General features: G+C 71.2%; 21 protein-coding genes. 14 read left to right on the plus strand and 7 right to left on the minus strand.

Going from position 1 to position 20649, the window contains the following annotated elements:
• Positions 1-7 precede the first annotated feature (7 nt).
• Genes H9645_RS01175 through H9645_RS01190 form a run of 4 tightly spaced genes read left to right on the plus strand, consistent with a single transcriptional unit; the run spans position 8 to position 6532 of the window.
• Positions 8-913, plus strand: a complete 906-nt coding sequence (locus H9645_RS01175) for a DUF58 domain-containing protein (RefSeq protein ID WP_191727904.1) — start codon at positions 8-10, stop codon at positions 911-913.
• Positions 913-2304: a BatA domain-containing protein gene (locus tag H9645_RS01180; protein WP_225217903.1), complete on the plus strand. Its 1392-nt coding sequence runs from the start codon at positions 913-915 to the stop codon at positions 2302-2304. The genes H9645_RS01175 and H9645_RS01180 overlap by 1 nt, the downstream gene beginning before the upstream one ends.
• Positions 2301-4622, plus strand: a complete 2322-nt coding sequence (locus H9645_RS01185) for a hypothetical protein (protein WP_191727906.1) — start codon at positions 2301-2303, stop codon at positions 4620-4622. Before H9645_RS01180 ends, H9645_RS01185 begins: the two co-directional genes overlap by 4 nt.
• Entirely contained in the window at positions 4619-6532 is a 1914-nt protein-coding gene (locus tag H9645_RS01190) for a carboxypeptidase regulatory-like domain-containing protein (protein ID WP_191727907.1), read from the plus strand. Before H9645_RS01185 ends, H9645_RS01190 begins: the two co-directional genes overlap by 4 nt.
• A gap of 133 nt (positions 6533-6665) precedes the next feature.
• Here H9645_RS01190 and H9645_RS01195 read toward each other — a convergent pair whose 3' ends face one another.
• The 7 genes from H9645_RS01195 to H9645_RS01225 form a co-directional block, all read right to left on the minus strand.
• The gene (locus H9645_RS01195) at positions 6666-7343 is read right to left on the minus strand and encodes a YiaD family glycine zipper/OmpA-like lipoprotein (protein ID WP_191727908.1); all 678 of its coding nucleotides are present in this window, start codon (positions 7341-7343) and stop codon (positions 6666-6668) included.
• 95 nt (positions 7344-7438) lie between these two features.
• Positions 7439-8581 carry an alanine racemase gene (gene alr / locus H9645_RS01200; protein WP_191727909.1) on the minus strand — a complete coding sequence of 381 codons (1143 nt, stop codon included), beginning with the start codon at positions 8579-8581 and terminating at the stop codon, positions 7439-7441.
• A gap of 7 nt (positions 8582-8588) precedes the next feature.
• Complete coding sequence (locus H9645_RS01205) at positions 8589-10004, minus strand: replicative DNA helicase (protein WP_191727910.1); 1416 nt, start codon at positions 10002-10004, stop codon at positions 8589-8591.
• A gap of 245 nt (positions 10005-10249) precedes the next feature.
• A complete protein-coding gene (rplI, locus tag H9645_RS01210; protein WP_191727911.1) occupies positions 10250-10702 on the minus strand; it encodes a 50S ribosomal protein L9 in 453 nt (150 codons plus the stop codon).
• Positions 10703-10802: 100 nt separating this feature from the next.
• Positions 10803-11033: a 30S ribosomal protein S18 gene (gene rpsR / locus H9645_RS01215; RefSeq protein WP_055247656.1), complete on the minus strand. Its 231-nt coding sequence runs from the start codon at positions 11031-11033 to the stop codon at positions 10803-10805.
• Positions 11034-11044: 11 nt separating this feature from the next.
• The gene (rpsF, locus tag H9645_RS01220) at positions 11045-11482 is read right to left on the minus strand and encodes a 30S ribosomal protein S6 (protein ID WP_191727912.1); all 438 of its coding nucleotides are present in this window, start codon (positions 11480-11482) and stop codon (positions 11045-11047) included.
• A 790-nt stretch (positions 11483-12272) separates the two neighbouring features.
• A complete protein-coding gene (locus H9645_RS01225; RefSeq protein ID WP_191727913.1) occupies positions 12273-12614 on the minus strand; it encodes a HesB/IscA family protein in 342 nt (113 codons plus the stop codon).
• 102 nt (positions 12615-12716) lie between these two features.
• Here H9645_RS01225 and asnS point away from each other — a divergent pair, with 102 nt between their 5' ends.
• The 10 genes from asnS to H9645_RS01275 are packed head-to-tail and all read left to right on the plus strand — an operon-like array spanning position 12717 to position 20549.
• Entirely contained in the window at positions 12717-14117 is a 1401-nt protein-coding gene (asnS, locus tag H9645_RS01230; protein ID WP_191727914.1) for an asparagine--tRNA ligase, read from the plus strand.
• A gap of 4 nt (positions 14118-14121) precedes the next feature.
• Complete coding sequence (locus H9645_RS01235; protein WP_191727915.1) at positions 14122-14427, plus strand: hypothetical protein; 306 nt, start codon at positions 14122-14124, stop codon at positions 14425-14427.
• Positions 14424-14747, plus strand: coding sequence for a hypothetical protein (locus tag H9645_RS01240; protein ID WP_191727916.1), 324 nt, complete (start codon positions 14424-14426; stop codon positions 14745-14747). The genes H9645_RS01235 and H9645_RS01240 overlap by 4 nt, the downstream gene beginning before the upstream one ends.
• Before the next feature lie 33 nt (positions 14748-14780).
• Entirely contained in the window at positions 14781-15566 is a 786-nt protein-coding gene (locus H9645_RS01245) for an SDR family oxidoreductase (RefSeq protein ID WP_191727917.1), read from the plus strand.
• Positions 15567-15570: 4 nt separating this feature from the next.
• Positions 15571-16386 carry an endonuclease VIII gene (gene nei / locus H9645_RS01250; protein ID WP_191727918.1) on the plus strand — a complete coding sequence of 272 codons (816 nt, stop codon included), beginning with the start codon at positions 15571-15573 and terminating at the stop codon, positions 16384-16386.
• A gap of 31 nt (positions 16387-16417) precedes the next feature.
• Complete coding sequence (locus tag H9645_RS01255; RefSeq protein WP_191727919.1) at positions 16418-17842, plus strand: aldehyde dehydrogenase; 1425 nt, start codon at positions 16418-16420, stop codon at positions 17840-17842.
• 33 nt (positions 17843-17875) lie between these two features.
• On the plus strand, positions 17876-18538 hold the full coding sequence (gene can, locus H9645_RS01260) for a carbonate dehydratase (RefSeq protein ID WP_191727920.1): 663 nt from the start codon (positions 17876-17878) through the stop codon (positions 18536-18538).
• 1 nt (position 18539) lies between these two features.
• Positions 18540-18977, plus strand: a complete 438-nt coding sequence (locus H9645_RS01265) for a RidA family protein (protein ID WP_191727921.1) — start codon at positions 18540-18542, stop codon at positions 18975-18977.
• On the plus strand, positions 18974-19522 hold the full coding sequence (locus H9645_RS01270; RefSeq protein ID WP_191727922.1) for a 3-hydroxyanthranilate 3,4-dioxygenase: 549 nt from the start codon (positions 18974-18976) through the stop codon (positions 19520-19522). Before H9645_RS01265 ends, H9645_RS01270 begins: the two co-directional genes overlap by 4 nt.
• Position 19523: 1 nt before the next feature.
• Positions 19524-20549, plus strand: a complete 1026-nt coding sequence (locus H9645_RS01275) for an amidohydrolase family protein (RefSeq protein ID WP_191727923.1) — start codon at positions 19524-19526, stop codon at positions 20547-20549.
• The last annotated feature ends 100 nt before the right edge of the window (positions 20550-20649 follow it).

The following is a 20649-nucleotide window of genomic DNA, read 5'->3' on the forward strand; positions in this document are numbered from 1 at the left end:
CGGGGCGATGTCCACGCCCGGGATCCTGGCGCCCGAGGTCCGCGCAAGGCTGCGGCAGCTCACGATCGCGCCGCGCCTGGCCCGCGGCGACCGCGGCTTCGGCCTGCATGCCAGCCGCAGCCGCGGCGCCGGCATCGAGTTCGCGCAGTACCGCCCCTACGAACCCGGCGACGAGCCGCGCCAGGTCGACTGGAAGCTCTACGCACGCTCGGACCGCTGGTTCGTGCGCGAGGCCGAGCGCGACAGCCCGCTGACGCTCTGGATCCTGATCGACGCCAGCGCCTCGATGGCCCAGGCCGACGGCGCGCGGCCGGACTGGTCGCGGCTGGATGCGGCGCGCGGGCTGGCGGCGGCGAGCATGGAGATCGCGCTGCGCCAGGGTGACCGCTTCGGGCTGGCGGGCGTGAACGGCGAGGGGCTTGCCATGCAGGCCGCCGCTACCGGACCGCGGCACCGCGACCGCTGCCTGCTCGCGCTCCGGGCGCTGCGCGCCGATGGCGGCTGGCCATCTCCGGAGACGCTCGCGCCGCTGCACGGACGCATCGCGCCGCACGACCTGGTGCTGCTGCTCACCGACGGCTTCGACAGCGCCGCGCTGGAGCTGGCCCAACGCCTGGCCGCCGCCCGGCGCGAGGTGCTGGTGATCCGCGTGCTGACGGCCGAGGAGCGCGACTTCCCCTTCGAAGGCGGGCATCTGTTCCGCGACGTCGAAGGCGGCGGCGAACTCGGCGGCGACGGCGCCGCCATGCGCGCGGACTTCCTCGAACGCTTCGGCGCCGCGCGGCGCGAACAGACGGCGCGCCTGGCGGCGGCCGGCATCCGCCAGGTGGAGTACGTACTCGACGAGCCACTGGACCTGCCGCTGCGGCGACTTTTCTCCGCCCCTGGCGGCGCGCGGACCGGGGCGCCGTGATGCCCGGCCTGCTGCTGCCCGCGGGCCTGCTCGCCCTGGCCGCGCTCGCACTGCCGCTGCTGCTGCACCTGGCGCGACGGGAGGACCAGCGGCCGGTGGACTTCGCCGCCCTGCGCTGGCTCTCGGCGAGGGTCCGGCCGCGACGCAGGCTGCGCTTCGAGGAGCGGCTGCTGCTTGCCCTGCGGCTGCTGTTGGTCGCACTGCTGGCGCTGCTGCTGGCGCGGCCGGTGCTGCCGCTCGAGGGCCGCGACGCGGCGTGGATCGTGGCCGCGCCGGGCGTGGCTGCCGAGGCGCTTCGCGATGCCCGCCACGTCGGCGATGGCGCCGCCGCCACAGCGGAGGCCGGCCGCGACATCGATGTCGATGGCGATGGCGATGGCGATGGCGATACAGATGGCAGGAACGACGGCACGACTGTCCAGCGACGCTGGCTCGCTCCGGGCTTTCCCGCTCTTGGCGATGCACCTGCGCCTGCCCATGGCCCCGCAACCATCAGTCTCCTGCGCGAACTCGACATGCGCATGCCGACGGTCACGCCGCTGGTGGTGCTGGTTCCGCCCGTGCTGGACGGCGTCGATGCCGAACGCCCGCGGCTGTCGCGTCCGGTGCAGTGGCGGGTGGTACCCGCGGGTGATGACCGGGCCGCGGGCGACATCGTGGGCGGCACTGCAGACGACGCGGACAGCAACAGCAGCGCTCGGACACCGACACCGACACCGACACCGACACCGACGATCATCATTCGCGATGCCGGAAACGGCACCGGCGCACGCTACCTTCGAGCCGTTTCCGCCGCCTGGCAGGAGCCTCGCGATGGAGCACGCCATGATGATGCCGGCGACCACAGCGGCCACGGCAGCAGCGACCACGCCCGCGATACCGGTGACGCGATGGTCGGCGAGCCTGGCGAAGTGCGGGCAGCCAGGGCCTCCACGGGCCTCGAAGTCCACGCCTGGCTCGCAGCCGGCGAACTGCCGGCCGAAGCGATGGCCTGGATCGAAGCCGGCGGCACCGCCCTGCTCGCCCACGACGTCCGCCTGGCCGCGCTCGACGGCGCACCAACCCTGTGGCACGACGACCAGGGCCGCCCACTGCTGCGCGGCACCGCGCTCGGCAGCGGCCACGTCCTGCAGTGGACGCGCGCCCTCGAGCCCGAGGCCATGCCCGTCCTGCTGGAAGCCGACTTCCCGCATCGCCTGCGCGCCGCGCTGCAGCCTCCTCCCCCGCCTGCGCGGGTCCTGGCGGCGGAACACGCTCCGCTGACCGGCAACGTTGGCCCCTGGCCGCAGGGCCTGCGCGAGCTGTCGCCCTGGCTGGCGCTGGCCATCGCGCTGCTGTGCCTGCTGGAGCGCTGGCTCGCCTCGGGCACGCGCAGGGAGCGGCAGCCATGAGCACGAACGCCTTCGATCGCCTGCTGACTGCCGCGCGGCATCGCCTGTCGGGGATCACCCTGGCCTATGCGCTGCCCTGGGCCGCTGCGGCGAGCGTACTCGCATGGCGCCTCGGCGGAGAACATCCCGCGCCGACCGCAGGCGTAGCCCTGGCAGCGCTGCTGGTGGCGATCGCAATCGCCTGGCGGCTTCCACGGCGGCTCGACCGGGCCTGGCTGCAGCGCCGCCTCGACGCCGGCCACCCGCGGCTTGAAGACAGCAGCGCCCTGCTCGCCGCGGATCCCGCAGGCCTGCCGCCGCTGGCGCGCCTGCAGCGCGAGCGCATCGAGCAGCGGCTGCCTTCGCCGGAGACCGCCGGTATCCGCACACCCTGGCCGCTTGCCGGCATCGCCGCCAGCACGGCTGCCGCTGCCGTGGTCATCGCGATCGCGATGCCGTGGGCCGCAGTCCCGCCGGCGGCTTCCGCGACAGGCGACAGCACATCCCGCGCGCCCGGCCCGGCTTCACCGGGCACCCTGCAGCTGGTCGAGCGCAGCCTTGCCATCTCCCCACCCACCTACACCGGACTGCCCGGGCGTCAAAGCGACGACCTCGACGCCAGGGTTCCGGAAGGCGCGACGCTGGCCTGGACGCTGCGCTTCGCGCCGGTCCCGGACGCGGTGGCGCTGGAGTTCGTCGACGGCCGGCGCATCCCGCTCGAGCGCGCCGGCGATCTCTGGCGCGCCGAGACCACCGCGGAGCAGCCCGGCCTCTATCGCATCGCCGCCAGTGCCGACGTGCCCCGGGAAGACGACACCCTGCATCGCATCGACGTCATCCAGGACCGCCCGCCCTCGATCCGCGTGAGCGCTCCGGCACAGACCCTCAACCTGCGCACGAAGGGCCAGCCACGCTGGACCCTGGCCTTCGAGGCCGAGGACGACCACGGTCTCGCCGCAGCCGCCGAAATGCACCTGACCATGACCGAAGGCAGCGGCGAGAACATCGGCTTCCGCGACGAGGTCCGGCGCATCACCGGCCGCGGCGACCGCCGCCACAAGCGATTCTCCCAGCAGCTCGACCTCGACGCGCTCGGCCTTTCCGAGGGTGACGACCTGATCGTGCACTTCGTAGTCCGCGACAACCGCCCCGGTCGCGCGCAGTCCATGCGCAGCGCCAGCCACATCCTGCGCTGGCCGCCTCCCGAAGCGCGCGCGGACAGCGGCATGGACGGCGTGCTGCAGAAGGTGCTGCCGGCCTACTTCGCCAGCCAGCGCCAGATCATCATCGACGCCGAGGCCCTGATCGCCGAGCGGCCGCGGCTGCAGGAGGAGGCCTTCGCCGCACGTTCGGACACGATCGCCGTCGACCAGCGCCTGCTGCGCCTGCGCTATGGCCAGTTCCTGGGCGAGGAAAGCGAGGGCGCGCCCACCCTGGCGTCGACGGACCACGTCAATGCGGAAGACCTGCCGCCACCGCCCATCCTGCTGCCGACCAACGACGCCGAGGACGAGGCCGAGGCCTGGCGCGAAATGGTGTCCGCGCAGCGTCAGGATGGCCGCGACGGCGACGGCGACGGTGATGGCCATCGCCGCGACCGCGACGACGGGCGACCCGACACCCCGCAGGCCGACGGACACGGCCACGACCACGCGTCCGCAGGCGATGCCGCGCCTGGCGAGCCCGGCCGCACCGGCTTCGGCGAGGCCGACAACGTGCTCGAGGAATTCGGCCACGTCCACGACATTCCGGAGGCCGCCACCCTGCTCGCCCCGAAGACCCGCGCCCTGCTGCGCCGCGCCCTGGGCGAGATGTGGCAGTCCGAGCTCGCGCTGCGCCAGGCGCGTCCACGCGACGCGCTGCCACCGGCCAACCGCGCCCTGGCCCTGGTCAAGGAGATCCAGCAGTCCGACCGGATCCATCTCGCACGCACAGGCAGCGGCCTGCCGCCGGTGGATTTCAGCCGCAGGCTTTCGGGCGAGCGCGAGGGCGTTGCCAGCCGCCGCGCTCCGCTGCCACCCGCGGACCTCGAAGAGGACGTGCCGGCCCTGCTCTGGCACGCGCTGGGCAATGCCTCCGATGAAGCCGCCGCCATCGACCTCGGCGCGCTGCAGGCATGGCTGGCCGCGAACGAGGGCCGCAGCGGTGACCCGCTCGCACTGATGGCCGCGGTCGACGCCGTCCAGCGCGAACCCGCTTGCATTGCCTGCCTCGACCGGCTGCGCGCGCTGCTCTGGCCACTGGCCACGCCGCCGCCCGCCGCACCGCGCCTGCGCACGCAAGCCGATGCCACCGGCAGGGCCTACCTCGACGCCCTGGGCGAGGAGGTCGGCGAATGAGCGTGGAGACGATGGTCGCGGGGCTGCTCGGGCTGGCGGCGGTGGTCGCTTCCCTGCGCCACGCCCTGCGCTGGCGGCGCCTGCCGGCGCTGGCGCGACCCGCCGCCTCCCGCATGGCGGCGATCCTCCTCCTGCAGTTCGCCTGCGTCGCGGCCCTGCACGCAGTGCTGTTCCCGCCCGGCCGTCCGCTCGACGGCGCCCGCCTCGTGGTGATGACCTCGGACACGGACATCGAGGCGGCCCGCGATGCCGCGCGGGACGGCGGCATCCTCGTCGCCCTGCCCGAGGCCGGCGCCGACGCGGCCACCGCCGCGGGCGCGCAGGCGATGCCCGACCTCGCAACGGCACGGCGCATGCATCCACGGAGCACTCGCCTCCAGGTACTCGGTGCGGGACTGGAAGCACGCGATCTCGACGCGGCGCGCGGCCTGCCGCTCGGCTTCGATCCCCCGGCGCCGCCGCATGGCCTGGTCGAACTGCAGGCCCCGGCGCGCGTCGCCACCGGCGGCCTGCTCCGCGTGTCCGGTCGCATGGAGGACGCCGGGGACACGCCGGTGGAACTGCTTGATCCCGCAGGCACGGTGCAGGATCGCGCCATTCCGGACGCCGAGGGCCGCTTCCAGCTGCAGGCACCGGTACGCGCGTCGGGGCCCGCGCTGTTCCGGCTGCGGCTTCAGGACGGGCCCGAAGCGGTGGTCCCGGTCGATGCCCGGCCCGGCGACGGCGCACGCCTGCTGCTGTTCGCCGGCGCACCCAACCCCGAGCTGAAGTACCTGCGTCGGTGGGCCACCGACGCCGGCCTCCGGCTGCACAGCCGCATGGCCCTCGGCGGCGGCATTGCCCTGGGCGACGGGCCGCTCGCCTTCGATGCGGAAACGCTGGCGGAGTTCGACCTGGCCATCGTCGACGAACGCGCATGGACCGGCCTCGGTGCGGATGCGCGGAGCGCGCTGCTTGCCGCTGTGGACGAGGGGCTAGGCCTGATGCTGCGCATCACCGCCCGGCCCGACGCCGCCACGCGCGAGGCACTGCGGCAACTTGGCTTCGCACTCGGCGAAGCCGGGCCCGCGGGAGACGCGATGGTCGTGCTGGACGGACCCCGGCGCCCGGAAGCCGAAGACGCCGATGCGCGTCCGGGATCCGCACCCGATGCCGCCGGCACCGGCAACGAGGCCATGCCTGCACTCGCGCGCCAGCCCTATCCGCTGCACGCCGCCGGCTCGGTGTCGCTGCTGGACGATGCCTCGGGCACCTCGCTGGCGCGCTGGCGCCAGGCCGGGCGCGGCCGCATCGCGGCCTGGAATCTCGACCACAGCTTCCGCCTGGTGCTTGCCGGCCACGGTGCGCGTCATGCGCGGCTGTGGAGCGAAGCGACCAGTGTGCTGGCACGTCCCCGCGCCCGGCCACGGCCGCGCTTCGAAGGCATCGCACGCGCGGGCCAACGCACGCTGCTGTGCGGCTTCGAACCCGGCACGGCCGTCGTCGCGGCAGACGGAACGCGCCTGCACCCGCTGCACGACCCTCGCTCCGCGGAGTGCAGCGCCCTGTGGCCCGAGCGCAGCGGATGGCATCGCGCGGGCGAAGGCGAGACCGCACCGATGCTCTACGTACACCCCGCCGATGCGCTCCCCGGCCTCGCCGCACGGGAGCGACGGGACGCCACGCTGCGCCTGGCCGCGATCGACCGCCACGGCGCGCCAGGCACTGCCGACGCTTCGATGGCGTCGCAGCGCGCCACCGGCAACGCCCGGTCCGGCAGCGGCCGGGGATTCGACGGCACACTCCCCGGCACCGGCCCGCGCTGGCCCTGGTTCCTGGCCTGGCTGCTGGCGGCCGGCGCACTGTGGTGGCTGGAACGCGCCGCACGCCGCATCGAAGCCGTACGCACGCGCCACGACGCGCAGGGCTGAAGAGCAGAAAAGCGAAGGGCTTCTTGCCACGGATGAAAAAGCGGTTGTTCCATCTGGGCAGATCCGCGTTCATCCGTGGCAAGAAAAAGGGCCGCATCGCTGCGGCCCTTCATTTCGCGAAGCAGTGCCGCAATCAGCCCTGCAGCGGCACCACGCGGATCTCGACGCGGCGGTTCAGGGCGCGACCCTGCTCGGTCGCGTTGTCGGCGATCGGCATCGACTTGCCGAAGCCCACGATCTCGAAGCGCTCGCGCATCAGGCCCTGCCCGATCAGGTAGTTGGCCACCGAGGACGCGCGCTGCTCGGAAATGCGCTGGTTGACCGCGTCGCCACCGACATTGTCGGTGTGGCCGGCGACTTCGACGATCGTCTGGTTGTAGTCGGCCAGCGTGCGCGCGACATTGTTGAGCGCCGGGTAGAACTGCGGCTTCAGCTCGGTCTTGTTGAAGTCGAAGGTCACGCCGTCGGGCAGGTTGAGCTTGATGACGTCGCCCTCGCGGTCGACGACGATGCCGGTGCCGGCGGTCTGGCGGCGCAGCTCGGCTTCCTGACGGTCCTGGTAGGCACCCACCGCGCCACCGGCCAGGCCGCCCACGCCGGCGCCGACCAGGGCGCGCTGGCGGCGCTCGGTCGCGTCGGAGCCGCTGAGCAGGCCCGCCACCGCGCCGATGCCGGCGCCCACCAGGGCGCCCGTGCGGGTGCGGTTGGGGTCGTTGGGATCGCTGGTCTGGCCGGTGTAGCTGGCACAGCTGGTCAGCATGACCGCGCCGGCGGCCAGGGAAGCAAGCAGGATTCTGGGAGAGGTGCGCATCGTGGAGGCTCCTGTGGCGGGCGGCGGGCGCCCTGTTGGATGAACAGGGCCAAGCTACCCGCGGATGCGTCCGCGTGAAGTGACGGGCGGAAACCCTATTCAGCCAGCGGAAAGCCAGCGCCGCGATACACCCGCGGGATCCGGTCGTTGAGCCCGACGAGTACCTCGTACGGGATCATGCCCGCGGCCTCGGCGACCTGCTCGGCGCGCAGTTCGGCCCCGTCCTGGTGCCCGATCAGCACCACCTCGTCCTCGTTCCACGCGCTGTGGTCGCCGATGTCGACCATGAACTGGTCCATGCACACGCGGCCGACGATCGGGAAGCGGCGCCCGTGGATCAGCACCGAGCCGCGCGAGGACAGCGCGCGCGGGTAGCCGTCGCCGTAGCCGATCGGAACGGTCACCACCCGCGTGTCGCGCGGCGGCGCCCAGGTCGCACCGTAGCTGACCGGGTATCCGGCCTCCACCACCTTGAAGTAGACCACCCTGGACACGAGGCTCATGGCCGGCTCCAGCGCCACCGTCGGGCGGCAGGCCGCGCCGGGCAGCACGCCATAGAGCATGATCCCGGGCCGCACCATGTCCAGCCGCGCCTCGGGGAAATGCAGCACGCCGCCGGAGTTGGCGATGTGCCGCGGCGGCATCGGCGCGCCGATGCGGGTGAAGTGCGCACAGGCCTCGTCGAAGCGCTCGAGCTGCAGCGCGGTCATCGGCGAGTCGGGCTCGTCGGCACACGCCAGGTGGGAGAAGATCCCGGCCAGGTCGATCCAGCGCGACGCCACCGCGGCCTCGATGAAGGGACCTGCGCTCCAGGCGTGCACGCCGATGCGCTGCATTCCGGTATCGATCTTCAGGTGCACGGTGGCGCGGCGGCCCATGGCCTCGGCGGTGGCCTCGACCTGGTGCAGCTTCTCCAGCGACGACACCGTGATCTGCAGGTCGTGGGCGATGTACTGCGCGACCTGCGGCGCGAACACGCCGCCCAGCACCAGGATCGGCACGGTGATGCCGGCCCGGCGCAGCGCGATGCCCTCCTCAGGGAAGGCCACGCCCAGGTGCTCCACGCCCACCGACTGCAGGTGCCGCGCCACCGGCACCAGGCCATGGCCGTAGGCATTGGCCTTGACGATGGCCATCACCGGCACCTTCACGTGCTCGCGGATCGCGCGCAGGTTGCCCGCGATGCGGTCGAGGTCGACCAGTGCGCGGGTCGGGCGTTCGGAAACAGGCAGGGCCATGGCGTCCCTACTCGAAGCTGCCGACGGAGTCGTGGGCCAGGTTGTCGAAGCGCGTGTACTCGCCGAAGAACTTCAGCTTCACCGAGCCGGTGGGGCCGTTACGCTGCTTGCCGATGATCACCTCGGCCAGGCCCTTGTCCGGCGAGTTTTCCTTGTTGTAGTAGTCGTCGCGGTAGATGAAGACGATCACGTCGGCGTCCTGCTCGATGGCGCCGGACTCGCGCAGGTCGGCCATCACCGGGCGCTTGTCGGCGCGCTGCTCGAGCGAACGGTTGAGCTGCGAGAGCGCGATCACCGGCACGTTGAGCTCCTTCGCCAGCGCCTTCAGCGAGCGGCTGATCTCGGAGATCTCGGTCGCGCGGTTCTCGCTGTTGCCCGGCACCGCCATCAGCTGCAGGTAGTCGATCATGATCATGCCGAGGCCATGCTCGCGCTTGAGCCGGCGCGCCTTGGCGCGCAGGGCGTCGGGCGAGAGCGCGGGCGTGTCGTCGATGAAGATCTTGGTTTCCTTCAGCAGGCGGATGGCGCTGGAGATGCGGCTCCAGTCCTCGTCCTCGAGCTGGCCGGTGCGCAGGCGCGCCGCGTTGACGCGGCCCACCGACGAGATCAGGCGCAGCGCCAGCTGGCTGGCCGACATTTCCATCGAGAACACCGCCACCGGCTTCTTCGTCTTCATCGCCGCGTACTCGGCGATGTTGAGCGCCAGCGTGGTCTTGCCCATGGCCGGGCGCGCGGCCAGGATGATCAGGTCGGTCGGCTGCAGGCCCGCGGTCATCTCGTCGAACTCGACGTAGCCGGTGGGCAGGCCGGTGATGCCGCCGCCGCTGTTGTAGCGGGTCTGCAGCACGTCGAAGGCCTCGGCCATGGCCTGGTTGACCGCGGTGAAATCCTGGCGGCCGCGGCTGCCGGCCTCCGCGATCGCGAACACCTCCTGCTCGGCCTTGGCCAGGATCTCGGCGCTGTCGCGGCCCTCGGGCTGGAAGCCGTCGTTGACGATCTCCGTGCCGACCTCGATCAGCTGGCGCAGCACCGCCTTGTCGCGCACGATCTCGGCGTAGGCGACGATGTTGGCGGCCGAAGGCGTGGTGGTGGCGAGCTCGACCAGGTAGGCGCCGCCGGCGACCAGCTCGGACTCACCCTGGGATTCGAACCACTCGCCCAGCGTCACCGCGTCGAAGGGCCGGTTGCGCTCGGCCAGCTCCTTGATGGCGCGGAAGATCAGCTGGTGGTCGCGACGGTAGAAGTCCACCTCGTCGAGCTGGTCGCCGACCCGGTCGTAGGACTCGGGCGACAGCATCAGGCCGCCCAGCACCGCCTGCTCGGCCTCGACCGACTGCGGCGGCAGGCGCAGCTGCTCGACCCGGGCATCTCCGCGGCCGTGCAGGTCGCGGCGATCACGCTTGAAGCCGGGTCTTGCGCTCATCGGTATCGGGACTCCCCTGGCAGGACCGTCGCCGCGGCCCCTGGTGCTGTGTCGGACTGACATCGTACTGGCCCCCGGCCGGGATGCGTTGCAGACAACCCTGTGGATAACCGGTGGGTATCGCAGGAGCCGCGACCGGCTCACGCCGGACGCGCCTGCCCGCGACGGACCTGTCCGAGGCAGACAGGTCCGAAAACGGAAACGGGCGCCCTGCGGCGCCCGTTCCTGGTCCCGGGCCCGAAGGCTCAGGCGGCTTCGGGTTCGACCACGACCTTGACGGTGGTCTCGACGTCGGCGTGCAGGTGCACGACGACCTCGAACTCGCCGACGGTGCGGAAGGCGCCCTCGCCCATCACCACCTCGGACTTCTCGACCGGGGTACCGGCCTTCGTCAGGGCGTCGGCGATGTCGCGCGGGCCGACCGAGCCGTACAGCTTGCCTTCGGTCGACGCGTTGGCGTAGACGGTGACGCTGGCGCCTTCGAGCGCGGCGACGCGCTTGTTGGCCTCGTCCAGGCTCGACTGCGCCTTGGCCTCGTACTCGGCGCGACGCGCCTCGAAGCTGGCCAGGTTGGCGGCGGTGGCCGGGACGGCCTTGCCCTGCGGCACCAGGAAGTTGCGGCCGTAGCCGGGCTTCACGGTGACCTTGTCGCCGAGGTTGCCGAGGTTGACGACCTTCTCGAGAAGGATCAGATCCATGGGATGTACTCCGTATTCGTTAGCGGCGCGCCCACGCGCGCCGCAACCGTTGCTGTCCGAATGGACGGTGGCCGGGCCGCCCGTGGCGGGCGGCGCGGGATCAGACGTTGTGGTTGTCGGTGTACGGGATCAGGGCCAGGAAACGCGCGCGCTTGACGGCGGTGGCGAGCTGGCGCTGGTACTTCGACTTGGTGCCGGTGATGCGGCTGGGGACGATCTTGCCGTTCTCGGTCAGGTTCTGGCGCAGGGTGTTGAGATCCTTGTAATCGATCTCCTTGACGCCCTCGGCGGTGAACTTGCAGAACTTGCGGCGGCGGAAAAACTTGGACATGTGGGCGATCCTCAGGCGGCTTCGGAGTTGTCGTCGGCATCGGCGGCGGGCTTCTCGCCCTCGCCTTCCTCGTCGTCACGGCGGCGGCGCTCGCCGCGCTCCGGACGGTCGGACTTCTCCGGCTTCTCGTCCTTGTTCTTCATGATCAGCGACTGCTCGGTGTCGGCCTCGTCGCGACGGATCACGAGGTGGCGCAGGATGGCGTCGTTGAAGCGGAAGCCTTCGACCAGCTCGTCGAGGACGGACTGGCCGGCTTCGATGTTGAGAAGGACGTAGTGGGCCTTGACCAGGTTGTCGATGGGGTAGGCCAGCTGGCGGCGGCCCCAGTCTTCCAGGCGGTGGATCTTGCCTTCGCCGCCTTCGATCAGGGTCTTGTAGCGCTCGACCATGGCCGGCACCTGTTCGCTCTGGTCCGGGTGGACCAGGAACACGATCTCGTAGTGACGCATGTTGTTTCCTTGTGGATATCGGCCGCGACGCGGTGCCGCGGGCCGGGACAGCCCCCGGTCGGTCCTGGCGGACGCCGTGGGGCAAGGGTCTCCCGGAAAAACGGGAGCCGCGCATTATGGCAGTTGCGCTGGACCTCGCGCAAGTTGTTGTTTCGACTGTGCCGGAGGGCCGGAGGGCCGGAGGGCCGGAGGGCCGGAGGGCTGGCTGGCGGGCGGGCTGGTCCGTCGGATCACGGCCTCGTGGGGGACGCGTGCCGCTGCAGGGTGGGTATGGACCGGCGATGCAGCCATCCATGGCTGAATCGCCTACCGCGCACGTCCATGTGCGCTGTCCATACCCACCCTGCAGCGTCCCGCTCGCGCGGGCGTGGAGGCAACCGGCTTCGGGAATGACGGCCTTGGCGTTCCGCCTCTCCCGGCTCGAGGGTCCAGCGGTCCATCAGGCCGCGCGCAGCTGCAGCAAACCTGCCCCCCGACTGGCCGACAACATGGATACCCCTCAATGCCAGCTGGACGCCGTGCCAACCACAGCCCCCGACGCGCAGGCCACGGACTGCCTTCGTCCACGGCACCGTGGAAGGTGGTGCGGGAGGTGGATGGTGGGGGGAGTGCGGAGAGTGGACCATGGATGGTCCACGCCCCCGCTTCCAGCCATGGATGGCTGGCGGCGGGGCGGAGCACTCCCCCCGCCAGCCGCCTCCCGCGGCGCGGACCTTCACGAAGAGGCGGCCGGACAAAACCACGGACAAGCGCGTTCGCCGCTGTAGCGGCTCCCACAGGAGCAATGGGCTCAGGCGACCTTGTCGGCGTCGGTGGTGAAGCTTTCGCCGCAGCCGCACTCGGCGGCCGCCTTCGGGTTGCGGAAGGTGAACTGTTCGTTCAGGCCCTGCTTCAGGAAGTCCATCTCGGTGCCGTCGACCAGGGGCAGGCTGTCGGCATCGATGAAGATGCGCACGCCGTCCTGTTCGAAGACGGTGTCGCCGGGCTGCTCGCCGTGGGCGAGGTCGACCGAATAGCCCCAGCCCGAGCAACCGGTGCGGCGCACGCCGAAGCGCAGGCCGACGGCCGAGGGATCGGAGGCGAGATAGCCCTTCACGCGTTCGAGGGCGGCGGGAGCAAGGGTGATGGCCATGGCGCCATTCTACCCGCCCGGAACCGCGCCTGCCCCTGAACCGCGGGACGGTGCGTCCGGTAGACTTTCCGCTTTCCCCTACTTTCTCCAAGGATCCAGGGCATGACGGTGGTCAGCGTCGAACATGCGCTCGCGGGCAGGATCCCCGCCGGCGGCGAAGTCACGGTCCGCGGCTGGGTGCGCACCCGGCGCGACTCCAAGGCCGGGCTGAGCTTCGTCAACGTCAGCGACGGCTCCTGCTTCACGCCGATCCAGGTGGTGGCGCCCAGCACCCTGTCCAATTACGAGGACGAGGTGAAGCGCCTGACCGCTGGCTGCTCGGTGGTCGCCACCGGCACCCTGGTGGCCTCGCAGGGCCAGGGCCAGAGCTTCGAGATCCAGGCGGAGTCGATCGAGGTCGTGGGCTGGGTGGAGGACCCGGAAACCTATCCGATCCAGCCCAAGGCGCACTCGCTGGAGTTCCTGCGCGAGGTCGCGCACCTGCGCCCGCGCACCAACCTGTTCGGCGCCGTGACCCGCATCCGCCACTGCCTGGCGCAGGCGGCGCACCGCTATTTCCACGAGAACGGCTACTTCTGGATCAACACCCCGATCATCACCACCTCGGACGCCGAAGGCGCCGGGCAGATGTTCCGGGTCTCGACGCTGGACATGGCCAACCTGCCGCGCGGCAAGGATGGCGCGGTCGACTTCGACCGCGACTTCTTCGGCAAGGAGACCTTCCTCACGGTGTCGGGCCAGCTCAACGTCGAGGCCTTCGCGCTGGCGATGAGCAGGGTCTACACCTTCGGCCCCACGTTCCGCGCCGAGAACAGCCACACCACGCGCCACCTGGCCGAGTTCTGGATGATCGAGCCGGAAATCGCCTTCGCCGACCTGGCCGAGGACGCGCGCGTTTCGGAAGAGTTCCTCAAGTACCTGTTCAAGGCGGTGCTCGACGAGCGCGCCGACGACATGGCTTTCATCGCCGAACGCGTGCAGAAGGACGCGGTCACGCGCCTCGAGACCTTCATCAACGCCCCCTTCGAGCGCATCGAGTACACCGATGCGGTCGCGCTGCTGCAGAAGTCCGGCCACAAATTCGATTTCCCCGTCGAATGGGGCCTCGACCTGCAGACCGAACACGAGCGCTGGCTGACCGAGCAGCACGTCGGCCGCCCGGTGGTGGTGACCAACTACCCCGAGCACATCAAGGCCTTCTACATGCGCCTCAACGACGACGGTCGCACGGTCGCGGCGATGGACGTGCTGGCGCCGGGCATCGGCGAGATCATCGGCGGCTCGCAGCGCGAGGAGCGCCTGGACGTGCTCGACGCGCGCATGGACCAGTTCGGCCTCGATCGCGAGCACTACGCCTGGTACCGCGACTTCCGCCGCTACGGCACCGTGCCGCACGCGGGCTTCGGCCTCGGCTTCGAGCGCCTGGTGGTCTACGTCTGCGGCCTGTCCAACATCCGCGACGCCATCCCCTACCCGCGCGCGCCGGGCACGGCGGAGTACTGAGGCCGTGCTGCTGTTCTTCGCCCTGTGCTTCGTCGGCGTCGCCATCGCCGGCGCCTCCGCCTACGTCATCTTCTGGCCGCTGTCGCTGGTGCACCTGCGCGACCGCCATCCGGAGGTGCGCGAGCGCCTGGGCGAAGGCGCCTTCCTGAAGCCCGCGGCGATGCTGTGGCTGCTCGGCGGCGAATATCGCCAGACGCATGACCCCGGGTTCACCGGGCTGGCCACGCCCGCGCGCGTGGCCCTGGCGACGGTGATCGTGGGACTGCTGGGCGCCGGCATCCTGGCGCTGTGGTCGGCGGCGCTGTCATGAGCGACTTCGACGACGGACGCCTGCGCGACGAGTGGTGGCTGGCCACGCTCGGCCGCACCGTGGTCTGGGCACGGCTGCGCGTGCGCGAGGCCGGCACCGCCGAGGTGCTCGACAGCGACGGCAACACCCTGGTCTACGACAGCGAGGACACGGCGCGATCGATGCTGCTCGACGCCGAGTTCGTCGCCTTGGGCGGCCTCGACGACGGCGACGCCGCCGAGCGTGGCTTCCTGCTGGCGGAACTGGTGCCGCCGCAGGGCGACGACGACGCCGCGCTGCAGGCGGGCATGGTGCAGAAGCTGGGTGGCCGCGTCAGCTGAGCCGGCCCCGGCGAACCCGAGGAGCACATCCGCATGGACCTGAACCTGGAAGGACGGCACGCCCTGGTCTGTGGCGCGTCGGAAGGCATCGGTCGCGCCGCTGCCGGGGAGCTGGCCGCGCTGGGCGCCACGGTCACGGTGCTGTCGCGCCGCGAAGACGCCCTGCGCGAGGTCGTCGCCAGCCTGGCCGGCGGCGCCGATCGCGGGCATGCGCTCGCGGTGGCCGACAGCGATGACACCGCCGCCCTGGGCACCGCGGTGCAGGCCGTGGTCGCACGGGCGCCGGTGCACATCCTGGTCAACAACACCGGCGGACCCCCGGGAGGGCCGGCGCACGCGGCCGCGCTGGAGGAATTCGAAACCGCCTTCCGCCGCCACCTGCTCGCCAACCAGACCCTGGTGCAGGCGGTGCTGCCGGGCATGCGTGGCGCGCGCTGGGGCCGCATCGTCAACGTGGTCTCGACCTCGGTGCGCGAGCCGATCGCCGGCCTGGGCGTGTCCAACACCATCCGCGGCGCGGTCGCCTCCTGGGCCAAGACCCTGTCGCGCGAACTGGCGCCCGAGGGCATCACGGTCAACAACGTGCTGCCCGGCTTCACCGAAACCGGCCGCATCCACGCGATCATCGCCGACCGCTCGGCGAAGGAAGGCCGCAGCGAAGCCGACGTGCGCCGCGACATGGAAGCCATGATCCCCGCACGACGCTTCGCCACCCCCGACGAGACCGGCGGCGTGATCGCCTTCCTGTGCTCGCCGGCCGCGGCCTACGTCAACGGCGTCAGCCTCGCGGTCGACGGCGGGCGCATGGCCTCGATCTGAGGCCGTGCCCGAAGGCCCGGAAATCCGCCGCGCCGCCGATCGCCTGGCCGAGGCGGTGGCGGGCGAGCCGATCACGCGGGCGATGTTCGCCTTCCCGGAGCTGAAGCGCTTCGAGGCCGACCTCGTCGGACGGCGCATCGAGTCGATCGTCCCCCGTGGCAAGGCGCTGCTCACCCGCTTCGACCACGGCTGGACCATGTACAGCCACAACCAGCTCTACGGCGTCTGGCGCGTCCTCGCCACCGGCGAGCAGCCAAGGGCGACGAAGCGCTCGCTGCGCGTGGCCTTCGAGACCGCCCGCGGTGCTATCCGGCTGTACTCGGCGTCCGACGTCTCGATGTGGCGCAGCGACGAGGTCGAGTCGCATCCCTTCCTGCAGGGCCTGGGGCCGGACGTGCTCGATCCCGCGCTCGATGTCGCCGGCGTGGCCGCGCGCCTGCAGTCGCCGGCCTTCCGCGGCCGTGCGCTGGCAAGCCTGCTGCTCGACCAGGGCTTCCTCGCCGGCATGGGCAACTACCTGCGCGCCGAAGTGCTGTTCGCCGCGGGACTGCGACCGGAGCGTCGGCCGAAGACGCTCGACGCGGCCGCCACCGCGCGACTGGCGCAGGCCCTGCTCGACATCCCGCGGCACAGCTACGCCACCCGCGGCATCGCGCCGGCCGAGCGCATGCGCGAGGACTACCTCACCGACACGTCCGACGCCTTCCGCTTCCAGGTGTTCGGCCGCGACGGCCAGCCCTGCCCGGCCTGCGGCACGCGCATCGAGCGCATCCGCTCGGGATCGCGACGGCTCTACCTCTGCCCCGCCTGCCAGTCCTGACGACCCGGGCCGGCGCGGGTAAGCTTGCGGGATGCGACGCTACGCACACGTCATCGGCAGCGGCACGCGCGAGGCCGCCAGCGCACGCTGGCGCGAGGTGTTCGAGCCGGCCTCGGGCAAGGCGTATGCCGAAGTGGCGGATGGCGATGCCTCCGACGTCGATGCCGCGGCCGCCGCGGCCAGCGCGGCGTTCCCGGCCTGGTCGGGCCTGCGCAACAGCGAGCGCTCGCGCCACCTCGAGCGCCTGGCCGATGCGCTGGAGGCGCGGCTGGACGAGTTCGCCCACGCCGAGGCCCGCGACGGCGGCAAGCCCTATGCGCTGGCACGCGACGCGGAGATCCCGCGCGCGGTGTCCAATCTGCGCTTCTTCGCCCATGCCGCCACCCAGTTCAGCAGCGAATCGCACCACGGCGAGGCCGGGCTGAACTACACCCTGCGCCAGCCGCTGGGCGTGGTCGGCACGATCTCGCCCTGGAACCTGCCGCTCTACCTGTTCACCTGGAAGATCGCGCCGGCGCTGGCGGCCGGCAACACCGTGGTGGCCAAGCCCTCCGAAGTGACTCCGGCGACCGCGACGATGCTCGGCGAACTGGCGCTGGACGCCGGGCTGCCGGCGGGCGTGTTCAACGTGGTGCACGGCGGCGGGCCCGAGGTCGGCGAGGCCATCGTGCGCCACGACGCGATCAGGGCGGTGTCGTTCACGGGCAGCACGGCCGTCGGTCGACGCATTGCCGGCATCGCGGGGCCGGCGCTGAAGAAGGTCTCGCTGGAGCTGGGCGGCAAGAACCCGACGCTCGTCTTCGCCGACAGCGACTGGCGCGGACATCTCGACACCATCGTCCGTTCGGCCTTCCAGAACAGCGGCCAGATCTGCCTCTGCGGCTCGCGCATCCTGGTCGAACGCCGCGTGCTTGCCGAGTTCCGCGACGCCTTCGTCCAGGCCGCGCTCGCGCTGCGCCCCGGCGACCCCATGGACCGCGACGCCAACCTCGGCCCGCTGGTCTCGCAGGCGCACTTCGACAAGGTCGTGGCCGCGATCGCCCGCGCGCGCGACGAGGGTGGCCGGGTGCTGTGCGGCGGTGGCGCGCTGGAGCGCCCGGGCTGGTTCGTCGCGCCCACGGTGATCGAGGGCCTGGGCCCCGACTGCGCGAGCAACCGCGAGGAGATCTTCGGGCCGGTCGCGACCCTGCAGGCCTTCGACGACGACGATCACGCCCTGGCCCTGGCCAACGCCGGAGACTATGGCCTGGCGGCCTCGGTATGGACCCGCGACCTCGCCCGCGCGCACCGCTTCGGCGCGCAGCTGCGCTGCGGCATCGTCTGGATCAACGCCTGGCTGGTGCGCGACCTGCGCACGCCCTTCGGCGGCATGGGCCAGTCCGGCCTCGGCCGCGAAGGCGGGCTGGAGGCGATGCGCTTCTTCACCGAACCGCGCAACGTCTGCATCGCCACCTGATCACGCACCCCTTTCGCAAGGCACGGAACCCCCATGTACCGAATGCACGACCTCCTCGAACGCAACCGCATCTGGGCCGAGCGCGCCCGCGCCGAGGACCCGGGCTTCTTCAGCCGCCTGTCCGGGCTGCAGCACCCGAAGTACCTCTGGATCGGCTGCTCGGACTCGCGCGTGCCGGCCAACCAGATCATCGACATGAACCCCGGCGAGGTCTTCGTCCACCGCAACATCGCCAACGTGGTGGTGCATACGGACCTCAACTGCCTGTCGGTGATCCAGTACGCGATCGACGTGCTGAAGGTCGAGCACATCCTGGTGGTCGGCCACTACGGCTGCGGCGGCGTGGGCGCGGCGCTCGACGGCCAGCGCGTGGGCCTGGCCGACAACTGGATCCGCCACGTCAAGGACGTCAAGCACAAGCACCGCGCCATCATCGAGGCCATCGACAGCGACGAGATCCGCCATGACCGCCTGTGCGAGCTCAACGCCCTGGAGCAGATGATCAACGTCTGCGAGACCACGGTGGTGCGCGAAGCCTGGGCGCGCGGGCAGCAGCTCGCGGTGCACGCCTGGGTGTACTCGCTGCGCGACGGCCGGGTGCACGACCTCGGGCTGTCGATCGACTCCCCGGCCGCGCTGCCCGAGCAGTACGAGCCGGCGCTGCAGCGCATCAGCGACGACCGCGAGGACCGCTGAGGTGGCCGGCGACGTCGTCCACGCATCCGCCGCGCCGAAGCCGGTGGGCGCCTACCCGCACGCGCGGCGCGTCGGCGGCCTGCTGTTCCTGTCCGGCATCGGGCCGCGCGACCCGGCCAGCGACGCCATTCCCGGCAACGACTACTTCGCCGACGGCCGCCTGCGCGGCTACGACATCGGCGCCCAGGCCCGCGCCGTGTTCGCCAACGTCCGCGCCGTGCTCGAGGCCAGCGACGCCCGCTGGGAGGACCTGGTCGACGTGACCGTGTACCTCACCGACATGGCGCGCGACTTCAAGACCTACAACGCGGTCTGGGCCGAGCATTTCCCGGACCCCGCCACCGCGCCCTGCCGCACCACGCTGGGCATCACCGCGCTGCCGACGCCGATCGCGATCGAGCTCAAGTGCGTCGCCGCCATCCAGGGAGACCGGCCATGATCCCCGCACCGCTGAATTTCCGGAAGTGGATCGAAGACAACCGCCACCTGCTCAAGCCGCCGGTGGGCAACAAGTGCATCTACGACGGCGACTTCATCGTCATGGTGGTGGGTGGCCCGAACGCGCGCACGGACTACCACTTCGAGGAGGGACCCGAGTGGTTCTACCAGCTCGAAGGCGAGATGGTGCTGCGCATCCAGGAGGACGGGAAGGTGCGCGACGTGCCGATCCGCGCCGGCGAGACCTTCCTGCTGCCGCCGCGCGTGCCGCATTCGCCGCAGCGCGCCGAGGGCTCGATCGGCCTGGTCATCGAGCGCAGGCGGCTGCCGCACGAGGACGACGGCCTGATGTGGTTCTGCGAGGCCTGCAACGCGAAGGTGTACGAGGAATTCTTCCATCTCGAGGACATCGAGCAGGACTTCTTCCGCGTCTTCGAGACCTTCTACCGCAGCGAGGACCTGCGCACCTGCAAGGCCTGCGGGCACCTCAATCCCAGGCCGACGCGCTACGAGATGCAGGCGGATTCGCAGGCGGACATCACCTGACATGCTGAAGATCGACATCCATGCGCACTACCTGCCACGCGACTGGCCGGACCTCGCCCGCAAGTACGGCGACGAGCGCTTCCCGGTGATCCACCACACCGAGGACGGCCGCCACCGCATCTACAAGGACGGGCGCTTCTTCCGCGAGATCTGGTCCAAGACCTGGGATCCACAGGAGCGCATCGACGACTACGCGAAGTTCGGCGTGCAGGTGCAGGTGATCAGCACCGTGCCAGTGATGTTCAGCTACTGGGCGAAGCCCAACCAGGCGCTGGAGCTGCACCAGGCGCTCAACGACCACATGGCCGAGACCTGCCGCGCGCACCCGCGCCACTACGCCGGCATCGGCACCGTGCCGCTGCAGTCGCCGCGGCTGGCGGTACAGGAGCTCGAACGCTGCATGGACCAGCTCGGCCTGCAGGGCGTGCAGATCGGCTCGCACGTGCAGGTGTCGCCGGACGTGCACTGGAACCTGGACGCACCGGAGCTGTTCCCGTTCTTCGAAGCCGCTGCCGACCTGGGCGCGGCGGTCCTGGTGCATCCCTGGGACATGATGGGCACGCCGACCATGCCCAAGTACTGGCTGCCCTGGCTGGTCGGCATGCCGGCCGAGCAGTCGCGCGCAGCCTGCTCGCTGGTGTTCGGCGGCGTGCTCGAGCGGCTGCCGAAGCTGAAGATCTGCATGGCGCACGGCGGCGGCAGCTTCCCCTACACCATCGGCCGCATCGAGCACGGCTTCAACATGCGCCCCGACCTGGTGGCCACCGACAACCCGCGCAACCCGCGCGAATACCTGTCGCGGCTCTACTTCGACTCCTGGGTCGCCGACGACCGCGCGCTGCAGTACCTGCTCGACACCTGCGGCGTCGACCGCGTGATGCTGGGCACCGACTATCCATTCCCGCTCGGCGAACAGCACCCCGGCGCCGGCATCGACGCCCTCGCCCTCGACCCCACCGCCCAGGCCCGCCTGTACCACGGCACCGCCCTGGAATGGCTGGGCCTGCCGCGCTCGCGCTTTGCGTGACACTTGTTTTTGGCCACGGATGACACGGATGAACGCGGATTTACACGGATAGAGCGAAGGCCTTGAATGGCCCGCGTTCAATTGATCGCTTTTGTTCTAT

This window comes from Luteimonas colneyensis (genome assembly GCF_014836665.1).
In the GTDB taxonomy this organism is placed as follows: Bacteria; Pseudomonadota; Gammaproteobacteria; order Xanthomonadales; family Xanthomonadaceae; genus Luteimonas; species Luteimonas colneyensis.